The 16,770-nt window shown below is 41.3% G+C and carries 18 protein-coding genes and 2 riboswitches; of the genes, 5 read left to right on the top strand and 13 right to left on the bottom strand.

The window, feature by feature from the left end; all coding sequences use genetic code 11:
* Nucleotides 1-52: 52 nt before the first annotated feature.
* Nucleotides 53-427: an SA1362 family protein gene (locus AC1DVK_RS05615; protein WP_061464010.1), complete on the top strand. Its 375-nt coding sequence runs from the start codon at nt 53-55 to the stop codon at nt 425-427.
* A gap of 21 nt (nt 428-448) precedes the next feature.
* On the opposite strand, the gene AC1DVK_RS05610 is transcribed toward AC1DVK_RS05615, so the two are convergent.
* Entirely contained in the window at nt 449-1,330 is an 882-nt protein-coding gene (locus tag AC1DVK_RS05610) for a patatin-like phospholipase family protein (RefSeq protein WP_061464011.1), read from the bottom strand.
* Nucleotides 1,331-1,413: 83 nt separating this feature from the next.
* Nucleotides 1,414-2,439, bottom strand: a complete 1,026-nt coding sequence (gene splB / locus AC1DVK_RS05605) for a spore photoproduct lyase (RefSeq protein ID WP_061464012.1) — start codon at nt 2,437-2,439, stop codon at nt 1,414-1,416.
* Between the two features lie 136 nt (nt 2,440-2,575).
* On the opposite strand from splB, the gene AC1DVK_RS05600 reads away from it, so the two are divergent.
* Entirely contained in the window at nt 2,576-2,758 is a 183-nt protein-coding gene (locus AC1DVK_RS05600; RefSeq protein ID WP_289320071.1) for a hypothetical protein, read from the top strand.
* A 131-nt stretch (nt 2,759-2,889) separates the two neighbouring features.
* Here the strand turns inward: AC1DVK_RS05600 and AC1DVK_RS05595 are convergent, their stop codons facing one another.
* Nucleotides 2,890-5,460, bottom strand: coding sequence for a vitamin B12-dependent ribonucleotide reductase (locus AC1DVK_RS05595; protein WP_477626019.1), 2,571 nt, complete (start codon nt 5,458-5,460; stop codon nt 2,890-2,892).
* Nucleotides 5,461-5,851: 391 nt separating this feature from the next.
* Complete coding sequence (locus AC1DVK_RS05590) at nt 5,852-6,688, bottom strand: lipoate--protein ligase family protein (RefSeq protein WP_089361497.1); 837 nt, start codon at nt 6,686-6,688, stop codon at nt 5,852-5,854.
* A 204-nt stretch (nt 6,689-6,892) separates the two neighbouring features.
* Here AC1DVK_RS05590 and AC1DVK_RS05585 point away from each other — a divergent pair, with 204 nt between their 5' ends.
* Nucleotides 6,893-7,276, top strand: a complete 384-nt coding sequence (locus AC1DVK_RS05585; protein WP_076365383.1) for a rhodanese-like domain-containing protein — start codon at nt 6,893-6,895, stop codon at nt 7,274-7,276.
* A gap of 161 nt (nt 7,277-7,437) precedes the next feature.
* Here AC1DVK_RS05585 and gcvPB read toward each other — a convergent pair whose 3' ends face one another.
* Genes gcvPB through gcvT form a run of 3 tightly spaced genes read right to left on the bottom strand, consistent with a single transcriptional unit; the run spans nt 7,438 to nt 11,358 of the window.
* Entirely contained in the window at nt 7,438-8,895 is a 1,458-nt protein-coding gene (gene gcvPB, locus AC1DVK_RS05580; protein WP_061464017.1) for an aminomethyl-transferring glycine dehydrogenase subunit GcvPB, read from the bottom strand.
* Nucleotides 8,888-10,234, bottom strand: coding sequence for an aminomethyl-transferring glycine dehydrogenase subunit GcvPA (gene gcvPA, locus AC1DVK_RS05575; protein WP_089361499.1), 1,347 nt, complete (start codon nt 10,232-10,234; stop codon nt 8,888-8,890). The genes gcvPB and gcvPA overlap by 8 nt, the downstream gene beginning before the upstream one ends.
* A gap of 17 nt (nt 10,235-10,251) precedes the next feature.
* The gene (gene gcvT, locus AC1DVK_RS05570; RefSeq protein ID WP_477626018.1) at nt 10,252-11,358 is read right to left on the bottom strand and encodes a glycine cleavage system aminomethyltransferase GcvT; all 1,107 of its coding nucleotides are present in this window, start codon (nt 11,356-11,358) and stop codon (nt 10,252-10,254) included.
* A gap of 136 nt (nt 11,359-11,494) precedes the next feature.
* Nucleotides 11,495-11,577: riboswitch (glycine riboswitch) on the bottom strand.
* 3 nt (nt 11,578-11,580) lie between these two features.
* Nucleotides 11,581-11,668: riboswitch (glycine riboswitch) on the bottom strand.
* 372 nt (nt 11,669-12,040) lie between these two features.
* Here gcvT and AC1DVK_RS05565 point away from each other — a divergent pair.
* Nucleotides 12,041-13,729, top strand: coding sequence for a DEAD/DEAH box helicase (locus tag AC1DVK_RS05565; RefSeq protein WP_089361501.1), 1,689 nt, complete (start codon nt 12,041-12,043; stop codon nt 13,727-13,729).
* Nucleotides 13,707-14,504, top strand: a complete 798-nt coding sequence (locus AC1DVK_RS05560; protein ID WP_477626017.1) for a YqhG family protein — start codon at nt 13,707-13,709, stop codon at nt 14,502-14,504. Before AC1DVK_RS05565 ends, AC1DVK_RS05560 begins: the two co-directional genes overlap by 23 nt.
* Before the next feature lie 49 nt (nt 14,505-14,553).
* Here the strand turns inward: AC1DVK_RS05560 and AC1DVK_RS05555 are convergent, their stop codons facing one another.
* The 6 genes from AC1DVK_RS05555 to comGC form a co-directional block, all read right to left on the bottom strand.
* Complete coding sequence (locus AC1DVK_RS05555; protein ID WP_061464022.1) at nt 14,554-14,739, bottom strand: YqzE family protein; 186 nt, start codon at nt 14,737-14,739, stop codon at nt 14,554-14,556.
* Nucleotides 14,740-14,861: 122 nt separating this feature from the next.
* A complete protein-coding gene (gene comGG / locus AC1DVK_RS05550; RefSeq protein ID WP_089361503.1) occupies nt 14,862-15,248 on the bottom strand; it encodes a competence type IV pilus minor pilin ComGG in 387 nt (128 codons plus the stop codon).
* On the bottom strand, nt 15,241-15,720 hold the full coding sequence (gene comGF / locus AC1DVK_RS05545) for a competence type IV pilus minor pilin ComGF (RefSeq protein ID WP_061464024.1): 480 nt from the start codon (nt 15,718-15,720) through the stop codon (nt 15,241-15,243). The genes comGG and comGF overlap by 8 nt, the downstream gene beginning before the upstream one ends.
* Complete coding sequence (locus tag AC1DVK_RS05540; RefSeq protein ID WP_089361505.1) at nt 15,668-16,006, bottom strand: hypothetical protein; 339 nt, start codon at nt 16,004-16,006, stop codon at nt 15,668-15,670. The genes comGF and AC1DVK_RS05540 overlap by 53 nt, the downstream gene beginning before the upstream one ends.
* Nucleotides 15,993-16,436: a competence type IV pilus minor pilin ComGD gene (comGD, locus tag AC1DVK_RS05535; protein ID WP_477626016.1), complete on the bottom strand. Its 444-nt coding sequence runs from the start codon at nt 16,434-16,436 to the stop codon at nt 15,993-15,995. Before comGD ends, AC1DVK_RS05540 begins: the two co-directional genes overlap by 14 nt.
* A gap of 7 nt (nt 16,437-16,443) precedes the next feature.
* Complete coding sequence (gene comGC, locus AC1DVK_RS05530; protein ID WP_286140731.1) at nt 16,444-16,752, bottom strand: competence type IV pilus major pilin ComGC; 309 nt, start codon at nt 16,750-16,752, stop codon at nt 16,444-16,446.
* Nucleotides 16,753-16,770: the final 18 nt, after the last annotated feature.

The raw sequence follows: 16,770 nt of genomic DNA, 5'->3' as shown, positions 1-16,770 counted from the left end.
ATGTTTAAAATAAGCAAAAAATGCTTATGATGCTCTTAAGGAGGTGTCTTTGTTGAAACGTTTCATATCTTTCATGATATACGGAATCATTGCCCTCGGAGTCCTCGGACTAATGAGCCGACTATTTAATGACCCGATTGGCTTTTTTAGAAACATTCTCATAATAGCCATTGTCGCAGGGATTATTTATATGATTTATACCGGATTAACAAAGGGAAAACCAGTAAAAAAAGAGCAGCAAGCATTCCGAAAGGCTGCACGCCAATCGAAAAAAAGGCTAAAAAACCGAACTTCGAAAAAGGATAATGTGGCTAGCTTTTCTGCAGCAAAATCATCAAAAAAAATAAAAGTGAGAAAGAAAACGGATAGTCACTTAACTGTCATTGAAGGAAAAAAGAATAAAAAGAAAAATCGGGCTTCTTTTTAAGAGCCCGATTTTTTATGATTATTAATATGACCATCTCTTAAGGAATTCTTTCGTACACTGTCTGCCCTGATTCATCAATTCTCCCTTTTTTTCATCATTCAGATTGAAATCCATTGCCGAAATTCCCCTCATCGGGATAAATACAATATTCTGGACGTGTTTCTTGGAAATATAACGTGCATCATGGGCATCTTTCATCGTTTTGAATAGTGCGGAGAACAATTCAAGCGCATTATCCACCACATGCGGTTTCCATATCTCATCGACACTTAGTCGCAAGCCTATGACCGGCCGTTCCTTTCTTACATGATCTGAATTGAATAACCACATTGGAAAATTGCTTAACACACCTCCATCAACAAAAAGGACCCTGCTTTTTCCGACATCAAGTTTGACTGGCTCAAAGAAATAGGGGATGCTACAACTCATTCTTACTGCCTTTGCCACCGGAAAAGTCATCGGATCAATTCCATAGTTAGATAAATCATCAGGCAGCACCACCAATTTCCCATGTGTAATGTCAGAGGTTATGATACGGAGAGATTTCGGCCGAACATCCTTAAAGGTGACTACATTCCTTTCGGCAAGTTTAGCGGCAATCCATGCTTCCAAAGCGTCACCTTTATAAAGGCCCAGTTTCCAGTATAAAAGGAGCCACTTGGCAAGCGGGATAGGCAAAAGACCACGCCTTTTATCCAGCATGCCGATTAAATCTATATCAAGAAAAAGCTGTTCCATTTCTTTTCCTGTGTACCCAGCGGCTACGAAAGCTGCAATTATGGAACCTGCACTTGTACCGGCTGTCCTATGGAATACAAATCCTCGCTCCTCTAATTCCTGCAGGGCACCCACTAAACCGTAGCCTTTTATCCCGCCTCCGGAAAAAACGCCGTCAATAATCATAGCTGCCCTCCCCTAATCCGGTCTTTACATTTCTAAGCAGGATTAGAGCGATTTATGACAGTTTTATATGGAAAATGCCTTCATCAGGTAAAATACTGAATTTCCGCTTTAGGGAAAAATTCCGCTATATACCCACGAATGGTCGTTTCCAGTTCTGCGGCTTCTTCGGTTTGGTAAACATATTTGCCAATTCCATATCGGCCCCATTTATATTTGCGCTTCGTTTCGTCCAGTTCCAATTTTGTTTTCGGATAGTTTTTTTGAATTACTTTTTTAGCAGGGCCCGTAAATCGATGCTGGATTAGTTCAAAAGTCAAGTCAGGGATATCCACCCCTTTTAACGCCTCACTTAACCGTTCGAATAATTCATGGTAGCCCTCCTTCCACGCTTCATGACGATATATTGGAGCTACGATAAAACCTAAGGGATATCCGGCACCTGCCACTTTACGTGCCGCTTCCATTCTTTCCTCGAAACTCGAAGTTCCGGGCTCGAAATTCTTTATTACGTAACGTGAATTTATACTGAACCGAAATCTCGTTTTTCCATTATGTTCAGCATCCAACAGGTGGTCGACATGATGAAATTTAGTTACGAACCTCAAAACCCCATATTCACTTTTTCCAAAATACTCTATAGCCCTTTTTAACGAATGTGTCAAATGATCAATTCCAACGATATCTGACGTACAGGCCGCCTCAAAACGAGTAATTTCAGGCTTTCTCTCATTGATATATTTTTCAGCTGCCTCAAAAATCTCCTCGAGATTCACATATGTCCTAATGTATGGCTTTGTTCCGAGAGTCGTCTGTAAATAACAATAATGACAATGCCCCATACATCCGGTAGCAAGAGGGATGGCATATTCAGCGGATGGCTTTGAAGAATCGAATTTCAATGTTTTTCTGATGCCCACCACAAGCGTCGACTTGGCGACACGATATTTTTGCTGATCATTTTCTCCAGGAAGATCCCTAATTTGGTTATGTGATGTGGTCTCACGGATTTCAATGTTCAAATCCTCGAATTTCTTTTTCAATTCCCGGCCAAGCGGGTATTCCAATGCCCTAGGCTCGATATATACTAACTGTGGCATAAATGGTTTCATTTCGTTCTCCATTCTTTTATGGATTTGTTCATACTTTCAATCGAACTAGACAATCTAATTAATAAGGATAGTTTTTCTTTATTCTGTTATCCTCATGATTGTTTTTAATTGGAAATCCAAATGAAGGAGATGCAAAATGGCTAATAAACGAGAATTCTTGACAAACGGGGGGAAACAAACGATTACCGTCCAAACAGATAATAAATATCCTAATCCTAGGAATATTCCCGGAGACTCGGTCGATGAATTTTCGGTATTGAAGGATGGAAACCAATACCTGGCCGAAAAGGAAATAGGCCAACAAAATGAAAATGGTTGAATGAACTTAAAAGAGAAAGCCGGATTCGGCTTTCTCTTTTAATAAGTTTAAAAACTACTCGCCCGATCTTTTAAAAAAAAAGCCGTTAAGATTAGCTTTTCAGCATACTTAACGACTTCCCTTCTATTAGCTTATAGCCCACATTTTAATTGTGCTCCGCAATTCGTGCAAGTATTACATCCGCCCATTTCCTGGACTTCGCCTTTACGGCAGACCGGACAAGTGTTGCCCACTTCCGACCCAATCGTAACATTCGTCGAACGCAGTTCATTTATCGTATCGACCAATACGACTTTTTTCTTTACTTCCACATCTGTCAATTCGTCCATTTCGAGCTGCTCGTCCATTTGGTTTTCTTCCGCTTTGAGCGTGAGAACCTGACTGTCACGGCTGCCATCCACATATACTGTACCGCCTTTTGCTCCGCCTTTATATAGACGTTCATATACTTTTTCAACTTGTTCGACAGTATATCCTTTTGGAGCATTGACCGTTTTACTGATCGAGCTGTCAATCCAGCGTTGAATGATGCATTGAACATCTGCATGGGCTTCAGGAGCTAATTCCATAGCGGAAATGAACCATTTTGGAAGCTCTTGTGTATCAGCTTCTGGATGACGATCCAAGTATTCCTGAACAATATCAGCCTTAACTTCAATGAATTTGCCAAGACGGCCACTGCGGAAATACGTGAAGGAAAAATATGGTTCAAGACCTGTTGATACCCCAACCATCGTTCCTGTGCTTCCTGTAGGAGCCACTGTCAATAAATGAGAGTTACGGATGCCATATGCAGCAACGCTTTCCCTGATATCTTCCGGCATTTTTTCCATAAATCCAGTTTGTGTGAATCGTGTTCTAAGCTCATCGGTTTCTTTATCCGTTGATCCGATCAGGAACGGGAAACTGCCTTTTTCTTTAGCAAGTTCCACGGATGCCTTGTAAGCTGTAGTCRCAATCGTTTCAAACACCTTGTCAACCAGAATATTTCCTTCTTCAGATCCGTATTCCGTTTCACAGTAGATCAACAGGTCATGCAGACCCATTACACCAAGTCCAACCCGTCGCTCGCCCAGTGCCTGTTTTTTGTTTTCATCCAAGAAATAAGGAGTTGCGTCAATGACATTGTCCTGCATACGCACACCGACTTCGACGGTCTGCTTAAGTTTCTCGAAATTAACGGTTTTGCTATCTTTATCAGCCATTTCAGCCAAATTGACAGCAGCAAGGTTACATACTGAATATGGGGCCAATGGCTGTTCGCCACATGGGTTCGTAGCTACGACCTGTTGACCGTAGGCTTTGGCGTTTGTCATTTCATTAGCATTATCGATAAAGAAAATACCTGGTTCTGCAGAGTATGTTGCACAAATGTTTATTAAGTTCCAAAGCTCTTTAGCTCGGATTTTACGGTAAACACGGACTTTGTGCCCCATTTCCTCCCATTTACGAACATCACCGACTTTATGCCATTCTTGATTATAAGTAGCCATTTCTTCGGCATCATAGCTTTCAACATCAGGAAAACGCAATTCGTATTCCGCATCTTGTTCTGCCGCTTCCATAAATTCCTTTGTCAAGCATATCGAGATGTTGGCGCCCGTAAGAAATTCAGAATTATGGACACTGTACGTTCCGCCTGTACGGATCTTTTCCTCTGCATCCCTAATGATTTTTTCGCTAAATCCACCTAGACCGGGAATTTCCTTATAGTTGATGATTCCTTGATACATAGCCGTTTCCTGTTCGGTGTGCGGCGTGAATTTCAATTTATCCGTTGCATATTTCTTGATCGCTTCATCTTTAGTGTTTTCCACTAGGTATCGAAGGATCCTTGGATTTTGCATTTTAGAAATGATGAATTCTGCAATATCCGGATGCCAATCAGCCAGCATGATCATTTGTGCACCGCGTCTGCTACCGCCCTGTTCAACAAGATGCGTCAATTTCGCGATATCATCAAGCCATGATACTGAACCAGAGGATTTTCCATTAACCCCTTTGGCCAAAGTGTTTCTTGGACGCAGTGTCGATCCGTTCGTACCCACTCCGCCTCCGCGGCTCATGATTTCCATCACTTGTTTCCTATGTTCTGAAATCCCCTCACGTGAATCCGGTACGAATGGCATCACATAGCAGTTGAAATAAGTAACATCCGTATTGGAACCCGCACCATATAATACGCGTCCTGCCGGAACAAAATTAAGGTTCTTTAGTTCTTCATAGAATTTATTGAACCATTCCGTTCTTTTTTCTTCCGTGGTTTCCACTGAAGCCAAGCCCGTTGCATTACGTTTCGCAATTTGTTCATAGTATATTTCAAGCGGCTTTTCGATAATATCCAGCGGACGGTTTACAATCCCTGTCTCCACTTCTTCCGGATTATCCAATACGCCACGGAATTCTTCATCCACCAATACTTTGGCTTTTTTCATTTCCCAATCTATTTCAACGATGTAACCGAGACCCCTTGCCGGGAATTTCGGATCTTCCTTAATCGTCAACACTACGAAATCGCCTGCCGAGAGTGTGATTTTTTCAGTATCCTTAAAAGAATAGCGGTCAAGCATGACTAGACGGGACACGCCCTTATGCGCCATTTTCATATCAGCAGTTACAGGGTGAACCTGGGGAAATAAAGAAATATCCTTATTCAACCTTTCTAGATCAACCTTTAAAGATTCTTTTATTACAACCGACATAATTCCCTCTCCTTTATATGTTTCAAGATCCGTTCTTGCTGCCGCAAAAATCTATATGTAGCCTTACATGTCCGTTTCGCTTAACAAGTACCCTAAATTTATCATAGCGAAACCCAAAAATCAACATATAGTGTCGCATTAAATATTTCAACTACTATATATTGTGTTTGTTTTGAATAACATTTAATTTTGTCAAACGATAAATCAATTAATATAGTTAGCAAAAGGGAGGAAAATGTCGATTTATAATAATTTTTCATCAGATTTCAATTAATTTGGGCCTTGCTTTTTCCCCATGCCTTTTAGGGCTTATCCCTGCAAGGAATAGCTTATTTGGTCAAACAAATCTGAAAAAACTTTTTTATTATCCACTTTAATTATCCTGCTTTTTCTATCTCATGAAATTCCATTCATCGCTTTCATATTTACTTTCTGCAATGGCCTTCACTTCCTGCAATTGCTTTTCAGTTAGGACGTATGGCTCTAACTCGATCGAAAGTCCTTCGGCAAAACCTTTTTCAAAAGCTTCTTTCGCTTCAGGAATGGTAACCTTTCTTCCGGCAATGTCATTTATGGCCACAGCTTTATTTTTTAAGCTTTTTTGCATTCTCTCCTTAACCCTGTCATTTGAGAATTTAAATACGCTAAAGAGCTTATCATCATCAAGTTCAAGCAAAATGGAACCGTGCTGAAGGATGACGCCCTTTTGCCTGGTTTGAGCGCTGCCAGCGACCTTCCTGCCCTCGACGACCAGTTCATACCAGCTTGGAGCATCAAAGCAGACGGAAGACCTGGGCGTTTTTAAAGCCGCTTTTTCCTGATCGGTTCTAGGCACGGCAAAATAAGCATCCAATCCCAGATTCCTGAACCCCATTAATATTCCTTCAGAAATGACACGATATGCTTCAGTAACGGTAGTTGGCATTCCCGGGTAGGATTCTGGAACGATTACACTATAAGTCAATTCATGCTCGTGCAGTACCGCTCGTCCTCCTGTTGGTCTGCGAACAAAACCAAGGCCCTGCCTTTTGACCTCTTCCATATCGATTTCCGCTTCTGCCTTTTGAAAATAACCAATCGACAATGTCGCTGGGTCCCAACCGTAAAAGCGTATGATTGGCGGAATTTCCCCTTTGCTTTGCCAGTTTAGCAGTGCTTCGTCCAGCGCCATATTAAACGCCGGTGAACAATATCCAGAATCTATAAAACCCCATTTTTCTTTAGTCATCCTTACCCCTCGTTTCAATAGACTGTTTTTCAATACCCCACAAAAAAACTCACATGTAGTAGTTTAACAGACTTTAACACTCTAAAAAAGAAAGTGCTATCAAGTCGATGAAGAATTTGATGAAAATTCTTTTTGATTATTGGGTAAAGCAATTATATAATAAAGATTGTCTGTATTCGTTAAGGTAGAAGGGAGTTTTTATGTTTGGAAATATTATATACACTGCTCATCATCTTAGGAGTGGTTATTGCGTATTCACTTTTTAATTGGTACCGCCAGCGTAAAATCGTTAAAACATTAACACAGGACGAATTTATCGCTAACTACAGAAAAGTGCAGCTAATCGATGTGCGGGAACCGAATGATTTCGATAATGGCCATATCTTAGGCGCAAGAAACATCCCTATGACGCAAATGAAAACCCGCTTGGTCGAAATTAGGCCGGACAAGCCTGTATATTTGTACGCTCAAAGCGAAATCATCAGCGGAAGAGCTGCAGCCATGCTATACAAAAAGGGCTACAGGGAACTTTTTCACTTAAAGGGCGGTTTCAAGATGTGGACCGGGAAAATCAAAGCAAAGAAATAAGACCCCATCTCCGCATGGGCTCTTTTAAATTAAAAAGCCTTCATACGCATCATGCGTGCTCCAGGAAAATGAAAGTTAACTGTTCGACTTTAATGAATTCTTACATAAACATGAAAAATCCCCGCCGGCAGGCAGGGATTTTTTTCGTGTAAGCTATCAGTCTATGCTTGATAGCGCAGAATAGGTTTTCTTGCAGCAAGAGTTTCATCAAGCCGCTTAATAACGGTTGTATGCGGAGCTTCCTGAACGATTTCCGGGGTTTCTTCAGCTTCCTTGGCAATCTGGATCATTGCATCGATGAATGCATCCAGCGTTTCTTTTGACTCGGTTTCAGTCGGTTCTATCATCATTCCTTCTTCCACGTTCAACGGGAAGTAAATGGTTGGAGGATGATACCCGAAATCCAGCAATCTTTTTGCTATATCGAGGGTCCTTACCCCTAATTTCTTTTGCCTGCGTCCGCTTAATACGAATTCATGCTTACAATGACGATTATATGGTAAGTCAAAAAATGGTTCCAACCTACGCATCATATAATTGGCATTGATGACCGCATTCTCTGTGACGGCTTTAAGGCCATCAGGACCCATTGAACGAATGTACGTATAAGCTCTAACATTTATCCCGAAGTTCCCATAGTATGGTTTTACCCTGCCAATGGATTGCGGGCGGTCATAATCAAGAACGAATTGCTCATCTTGTTTTACAACAAGCGGTTTAGGCAAGTAGGGAATCAAATCCGACTTTACCCCTACAGGGCCGGAACCCGGACCGCCGCCGCCATGCGGACCTGTGAATGTTTTATGGAGATTTAAGTGAACCACATCAAAGCCCATATCACCCGGGCGTGCTTTTGATAGGACTGCATTCAGATTGGCTCCGTCATAGTAAAGCTTCCCACCTGCATCATGGACAAGTTGTGCCATTTCCAAAATGTTCTCTTCAAACAATCCCAATGTATTGGGGTTCGTCAGCATCAAGGCCGCCGTATCCGGTCCGACAACACGCTTTAAATCTTCAAGGTCGACTAACCCATTTTCATCGGACTTCACTGTAATCGTTTCAAGTCCGGCAACAGTTGCAGATGCAGGATTCGTACCGTGTGCAGAATCAGGTACGATCACTTTCGTCCGTTCTGTATCGCCATTCGCTTCGTGAAAAGCGCGAATCATCATCAACCCTGTCCATTCACCGTGTGCACCTGCTGCAGGTTGTAATGTCACTAGATCCATTCCTGTGATTTCCGTTAAATGTTCCTGCAAATCAAATAATAGTTCCAAGGCTCCCTGGACTGTAGTCGGGTCTTGATATGGATGGATATGGGCGAAACCGTTATAGCGTGCCACATTTTCATTTATTTTCGGATTATATTTCATCGTGCATGAACCCAGCGGATAAAAACCCGAATCCACCCCATGATTCCGTTTGGAAAGTGCTGTATAGTGACGCATGATATCCAGTTCGGACACCTCAGGAAGCTCTGCCTCTTCTTCACGGATGTAGTCGGCAGGAAGAATTTCTTCGAGCGGAATAGTTGCAACATCCATTTCTGGCAGACTGTACCCGATTCGACCGGAAGTGCTGATTTCAAAAATGAGTGATTGATCTTGATTATTCATGTTGATCCCCCAATTCCTGCGCAAGTGCATCGATTTCTTCTTTTGTTCTAAGTTCCGTTACCGCAACCAGCATATGGTCTTTCAGCTCAGGATAAACCGTCCCTAAATCGAAGCCGCCAATCATCCCTTTTTCAAAAAGGTTTTTATTGATTTCTGAAAACGAAGCAGGCAGTTTAATGACAAATTCATTGAACGAAGGACCGTCGAACATCACTTCTATCCCTTTTGCCTTTATAGCTTTTTTCGCATAGTGTGCTTTTTGAATATTTTGCACGGCCATTTCTTTGACACCCTTTTTCCCAAGCGCCGTCATTGCAACAGAAGCTGCCAAGGCATTCAACGCTTGATTGGAACAAATGTTGGATGTGGCCTTATCACGGCGAATGTGCTGTTCACGAGCTTGAAGCGTCAACACAAAGCCCCTTTTTCCATTTTCATCCACCGTTTGACCGACGAGCCGGCCCGGAACTTTCCGAACAAGTTTATTAGTAACGGCAAAATATCCACAGTGAGGTCCCCCGAATGCCGCTGGAATGCCGAATGGCTGAGCATCTCCCGTTACGATATCTGCACCGAGTGAACCTGGGGGTGTCAAAGCCCCCAGTGCAAGCGGATTACTGGAAACGATAAACATGGACTTGGCGCCATGAATGATTTCTTCCATTTCTTTCAATGGCTCTATCCGTCCAAAAAAATTCGGATATTGCACAATCACTCCTGCAATGTCATCATTCATTAATTCCTTTAAAGCAGCCATGTCCGTCACACCGTCTTTATAAGGAATTTCAATCACTTCCACGCGTTGCCCTTTCGCATATGTCTTCACAACTTCTCTTGATTCAGGATGAACTGCTCCTGAAATGAGAATCTTCTTGCGCCGAGTCTGACCTGAAGCAAGCATGGCCGCCTCAGCCAGCGAAGTCCCGCCGTCATACATGGAGGAGTTAGCTACGTCCATACCCGTCAACTCACAAATCATCGTTTGATATTCAAAGATGGCCTGCAGTTCACCCTGTGAAATTTCGGGCTGATAGGGAGTATAAGCCGTATAAAATTCAGAACGGGAAAGAACGTGATCGACGATGACCGGTGCATAATGGTCATAGACACCCGCACCAAGGAAGGAAGCATAGTTTTTAAGATCCGCATTCTTGGCAGCAAGCCTTGATAATTCTTTCATTAATGCAGGTTCCGATTTAGCAGGTTTGATATCGTATTCTCCTTGAAAGCGAACACTTTCAGGGATATCATTGAAAAGTTCTTCAACAGCAGGTACCCCTATAACTTCCAGCATTTCTTGTTTATCTTGCTCTGTCATGGGTAAATAACGATGTTTCATCTAATGACCATTCCCCTCTATTTACGTGGTTTTTTATAAAAAGGTGTTTGTATTATAACGGCTTTCAAACGTTTGGAACGGATTTCCACTTCAATTTCCGCATCCAGCACCGAATATTCCTTATCGATAAGTACCAATCCTACGTTTTTCTTCAACGTTGGTGATTGGGTACCAGTCGTGACCTCCCCAATGACTTTGTCCCCGCTGTAGACCTTATACCCATGACGAGGAATGCCACGGTCAATCATTTCAATTCCCACAAGCTTCCGGGGTGCCCCTTTCTCCTTTTGTTCAGCAAGAACGGCTTTCCCGAAAAAATCGGCTTCCTTATCCACTTTTACCGCAAAACCAATCCCGGCTTCTATTGGAGTAATGTCCGCTGAAAGCTCCTGCCCATACAGCGGCAGTTTCGCTTCAAAACGCAGGGTATCACGAGCACCTAAACCAATCGGCTGTATCCCTTCTTCCTTTCCGGCATCCATTATCGCCTTCCAAAGGGCAGGGCCGTTTTCACTGTCGCTATATATTTCAAAACCATCTTCACCAGTATATCCAGTACGGGATACCAACGTGGAGATACCATTTATCATGACATTCTCCTTGAACTTGAAAAATCCAATTTCACTTAAGGCAGTATTTTCTGAAAGTTTTTGCAATATCTTCTCTGCAGATGGTCCTTGAAGTGCTAGCTGTATATAGTCACTCGATACATTCGTAATTTGGGCATTTTCCGTTAGATTAGCTTGCAGCCAATCGAAATCTTTTTCTGTATTCGCTGCATTGACCACGAGCAGATAGTCGTCTTCCGCCCTTTTATAAACGATGAGATCATCAACCGTCCCGCCGTTTTCATAACACATGGCCGAATATTGGGCACCGCCCGTTTGCAGCTTTGATATATCATTAGTCAGCATCTTCTGTAAAAAGGAAAGGCTCCCAGGACCCTTAACATCAACTTCCCCCATATGCGATACATCGAACAGACCCGCTTTTGTACGTACGGCTTCATGTTCGTCCTTTATACCCGTAAATTGGACAGGAAGTTCCCAGCCGCCAAAATCAATCGTTTTCCCTCCGTATTCACGATAAACCTCAAATAGTGGTGTTCTTTTTAAATTGGTCAAAAAATGACCCCCCTCAGATTTTTTAAAATTAAATTGGCTTCATTATCAAAGCTTTTTGTCCTTACGCATCAGATATTCTGATTCATGATGTAAAAAAAGCACAAAAAAGGACAGAGAAAGCCCGTTTGAGCTTTTTCTCTGTCCTGAAACCTGAAAGTTTACCTATATAATAGGTTTTCCCCTTTGGTGGCCGTCCCAAACGGGCGGCGCTCTCCAGAGTTGCGTCCAATAAGAGTTCTTTTGCCTGAGAGATTCACTGCTAAGTTTGCTCCTTCGGCGCTACATCCGTAGTCTCTCCCCTTATCTTCACCCGCATATTATGGTCTACCAATGAAATTAAGCGAATAAGCCCCACCCATTAGTAAAACCTTTGAGCATCATAGAATGCATTCTCTGCCAAATCTCCAAAAACTCCAGAAAAACGTTTACATGATCTCCTTCGGTAATCTTGGATAAAGCAGGTACCTATAGCCCATACTAAGAAAACGCGAATTGCAAATCGATACAAAAATTCTTTTTAGCGTTTGGAAATTGGAATTTTCTAAATATACTTATATCCTACCCTAAGAAACTTATCTCTGCAATATCTTTTGAAGAGAAATATTTTTCTTACTTCACATATGAAATGTTCGGTTTTTGACCTTATATTAAGGAATTTATGATTTAAGAGGGAGTTATTTCTATGAAAATCAATATATCCTTCAATTCTGAATGGAATGACGAGTTTTTACAAAAGGTGGAAAATGATGGTCCATGGGGAAATTGGGAGCTTTATAAGTTGGCGGTTAAAATGGAGGAAAATCTCATCATTCCTGATTTTGAAGGTTTACAGGCACCCAAGCACCTTCCTCAGTTAACCCCGCTTCCCCATCAATTGGAAGCTGCAAAGCAAGTGGTGGAAAAGATGAATGGAAAGGCCATTTTAGCAGATGAAGTAGGTCTCGGAAAAACAATTGAAGCCGGCTTGATCCTAAAGGAGTATATGATCAGAGGCCTTGTAAAGAAGGTATTGATCCTTGTACCAGCTTCCCTTGTAACACAATGGGCTTTTGAATTGAATACGAAGTTTCATATTCCGGCAGTCGTTCAGAGAAAAAGTTATGTGTGGGACTCCTGTGATGTGGTCATTTCATCCATTGATACAGCGAAACGCGCTCCACATCGTGATATCATTTTCAATCAGGAATATGACTTCATCATCATTGATGAAGCTCATAAACTTAAAAATAATAAGACGAAGAACTATGAATTCGTCCAAAATCTGAAAAAGAAATTTTGTTTACTCCTGACAGCTACTCCCATTCAAAATAAAGTCGAGGAAATTTTTCACCTCGTTTCGTTATTGAAACCAGGCCACTTGGGAAATGCCTCACTCTTTTCAGAAAAATATAAAGGGAAAGGCCGGAACATAATTGAAGATGAACACCTAAAGGAATTGGTCAACACTGTGATGATTCGAAACCGGCGGGCCGATACTGGTATTGAATGGACAAAAAGGCATGTGGAAACCATCACCATTGAATTTTCTCCAACCGAGCAGGCATTGTACGATGCAGTTTCAAAATTCAAACCTATTTCTGATGGAACAAAAGGAAGCGCCTTTTCAGCTCTCACTCTCCAAAGAGAAGCCTGCAGCAGCAGAGAGGCGGTCTTTTATACTTTAAAAAACATGAAAGCCAAATACGACCAGCCTACCCCTGACTTTTTGGCAAAGCTTGATGATTTATTTACAAAAGTGAATGAAACGGTTCAGAATTCAAAAGCTGAAAAAGCTTTGGAACTGATCAAGAAAATTGATGACAAAGTGATTATCTTTACAGAATACCGAGCGACTCAGCTTTATCTACAATGGTACCTTCAACAGAATGGAATTTCTTCAGTCCCATTCCGAGGCGGATTTAAACGTGGAAAGAAAGACTGGATGCGAGAATTATTCCAAAAGAAAATTCAGGTATTAATTGCAACAGAAGCTGGCGGGGAAGGGATAAACCTTCAGTTCTGCCATCACTTGATTAATTTTGACCTGCCATGGAACCCCATGAGGCTTGAGCAAAGAATTGGGCGGATTCACCGCCTTGGACAGGAAGAGGATGTCAGGATTTATAACTTTGCCACGAAAAATACTGTTGAAGAACATATTCTAAAGTTACTATACGAAAAAATTAATTTATTTGAAAAAGTAATTGGTGAATTGGATGATATTCTAACCAAACTGGATATTAACAACATTGAAGAATATTTAATTGATGTGGTCGGCGAGTCCAAAACAGAGGGCGAAATGAAAATCAAGATGGATAATTTTTCATCGATGATCCAATTCGCTCAATCCATGAAGGAAGGTGAGGTTCATGCAGCAACAGGAAATTCATGATTTTTTAATAACTTACTTTAAAGCCAATGAATGTGAAATACTGGATAATAAACCAACCCACCTTACAGTTCAACTAACGATAGAAATGGATAAAGAATTAATGAACCGGCCCTTTTATTGGCACTACCTGGAAAAAACGGGTGGCATTCCGAACCCAGCCCAGATGACTTTCATTACCGATCCAGAACAAGCCCCACCCGACCTAAAGGGAGAAATGATTCATTTTGGCTCCCCTCGGCTCCATCAGATTATTCAATCAACAAAAAAGCTGGCAGGGTATACTAGACTTTTTGAAGATACTCCTCCATCAATGAGCGGGAATAATCCATTGTTCCCATGGCTTACCCTGAATGTGAAAATATCCTACCAATGCGATCGTAAAAAAGATACTTTTATGTCCATCGGATTGAATTTAATTTCAGGAGAAATCATGGAAGGATTTCACCATCGGGTTTTACCGGTTAAGGTCACCCCAAAAATACCGGATTACTCGTTTACGCTTTCACCGCTCATCATGCCGAAGAGTGGATTGGCAAGACTTGATACATACATTAGAAGGAGCTTCGAGGATGATGACCATTCTTGGGCGGAAGAAGCCATGCTGCGCTGGCAGAATGACTTGAACTTATTGGAGCATTTTTACAAGGACATGGACGAAAAAAGTGAGAGTTATTTTACCGAAAAAGAAGCCTTAAAAGCTCAATACGAACCGAACATCCGAATATCCATCATCAACGGAGGTTTGTTTTACCTTTCAGATAGGGCGTTGGGATAGTAAAAACCATACTTAAAAAAACAGATGTCCTAAGTTTAGGACATCTGTTTTATTTTTTGATATTTTTCCTTACGAACATCGACAAAGCAAAAGGGACAATGCCAAACCAATGGGATATACCATGATTTTTATCCTCTTTTCTATGACGGCGCTTTTCTTTTCGTTCTTTTTTGGTCAGATTAAAATACTCGACAAGCTGTTGCGTCAGATATTTAATATAAGCGTTTGTAGACATTTAAAATCACCCTATGCAAAGTATGCCCGGCTAGCGCTTCTTTTAATCCTTCTCTTGTTCGTTAAACACGTAAATCGTTGAAAATGGGTCAGCGTTTTAAAAAGAGAATTGATCTTTGAGTATTACATCGCCTGCTTTTCTATCCATTCTATCACTCTCCCCGCTTCTTTATCATATTGAATGATGACCCTGCCAACGCGGCCATTTTTAGTTGTGGAAGAAAATTCGAGATAGACGTAAGGACCGTCTTGCTTCGTTAAGGAATACTTCACCACACCATTTGGGTATGAGATTTCCCCCTGAATGATGTCCGGGATCACTTCCCCCAGCTCTTCCGTCACATCCTTAACGGCGAGATGTACAAGATGGTCGGCCACAAGCGATTCTTCCACTTCTTTATAAAACCTTTTATCGAGGATAAATTGATCGATCATCAATATCGTCAACATGATGAAAACACTTGCTACAATCATTACCATCGGGAAAACGACTCCTTTTTGATTATTCATCGACTTTCTTCACATTTTTAAAGAAAGGATGAAATCTTCGACTGAAAGTAGTCCCTGCTTTATCCGTTATATTTAAAACAATGACACCGCCATCCTTCTCGACCTGGAATTCCGAAATGTTCTGCAAGATGACCTCATGCCCCATACCATTCACTCGCCTTCGGACCTTATCCTCATATTGTTCAATGGATGATAATTGCTCACCTGAAAGCAAATATAATTTATTTCCCATTACATCCTGATCTATTGAACTCCGGACCTCCTGCTGCATTTGCATAGTAAAGACCTCCCACTCTTTAGGATGTAATTTGTCAATGGACCTCACCTGGGTATGAATGGTTGAAAAAAGTTCTAATACAAAAAGAGACGTCGTCATTAAGATCATTAAAGAAAAAAGCATTTCGATCATCGTAAAACCATCATTTTTTCGCAGCATCACAAATGGATTCATATTTACCAGATTCATCTTCATAACATACACACCCTTCAATCATCCCAGGGAAATCCCCATGGTCCCTCCATATCAATTCATAGGATTTTCTTCGGTAAATGATATCCTGTCCAACAGCTTGTATCTCCCCATCGATGAACGCCGTCAATCTTTCATATAATAAATGGTGGGCTTCTGTCCTTATGACAATATTTTTACGATGTGTCATCAACTCTTCAAGAATCGGTAAAATGGAAAGGACCACGAAAATACAAATGGAAAATGCGGCAATAATCTCAAGGTAGACGTAACCCTTACAATTTCTCAATCCTGAACCTCCCTTTACCGATATTGAGGACCAATTTGTACTTTCCTTTTAAAGTGTCAACCATCATCGTTCCAGCTTTTGAAGCATTTCCATACTGATTAAAATGAAAGCTGAACCCTAATGTTCCACTTAAGAACTGTATATCCTCTGGTATGCTTAACTCTAGAAGAGTTCCCTCCTTATATGACGAAACACTATAAAACTTATTGGTATTATCAATATGGAGGTAAATCAAGCTCTCATGACTGATGGCATACTGTTGTGCGTAGAAAAGATCTTCATGGAATTGAGAAAGAAATAACCTGATTTCCATCCCTTTTGTGAAGCTTGGATATAAATTTGGGCTGATGGAAATCAGGAGTATAAAAATAACGAGGACAATAAGGGTTTCAGACAGGGTATACCCCCCATTGGAATGCCGTATATTCACTTTTCTCCTACTCAACGACCGTTACCTTTCCTTTGTTATCCAAACTAATAGCATTCCCATTAGGACAAGATGTCTGTTTGAGATAGCCTTGACTTTCCAATTCATCGATACTTGCGGGCAATTTAGCATTGTCGATCTCATATGCCTGAACCTGTGCTTGAGCCATCTTAACGAATGCTTCACACCCTTTAGACTGGATTGTAGATTGATTCTTCGTGATATTTGGGATTGTTATAATCAAAAGAATGGATATTACAAGTAAAACAATAAGCATCTCAATTAGTGTAAAACCTCGTTCATTCATCATTTTCTTCATCATATCATCCTGCCCTGA

The organism is Peribacillus sp. P4_B1 (assembly GCF_056402395.1).
This window is presented reverse-complemented; position numbering and strand designations above follow the sequence as displayed.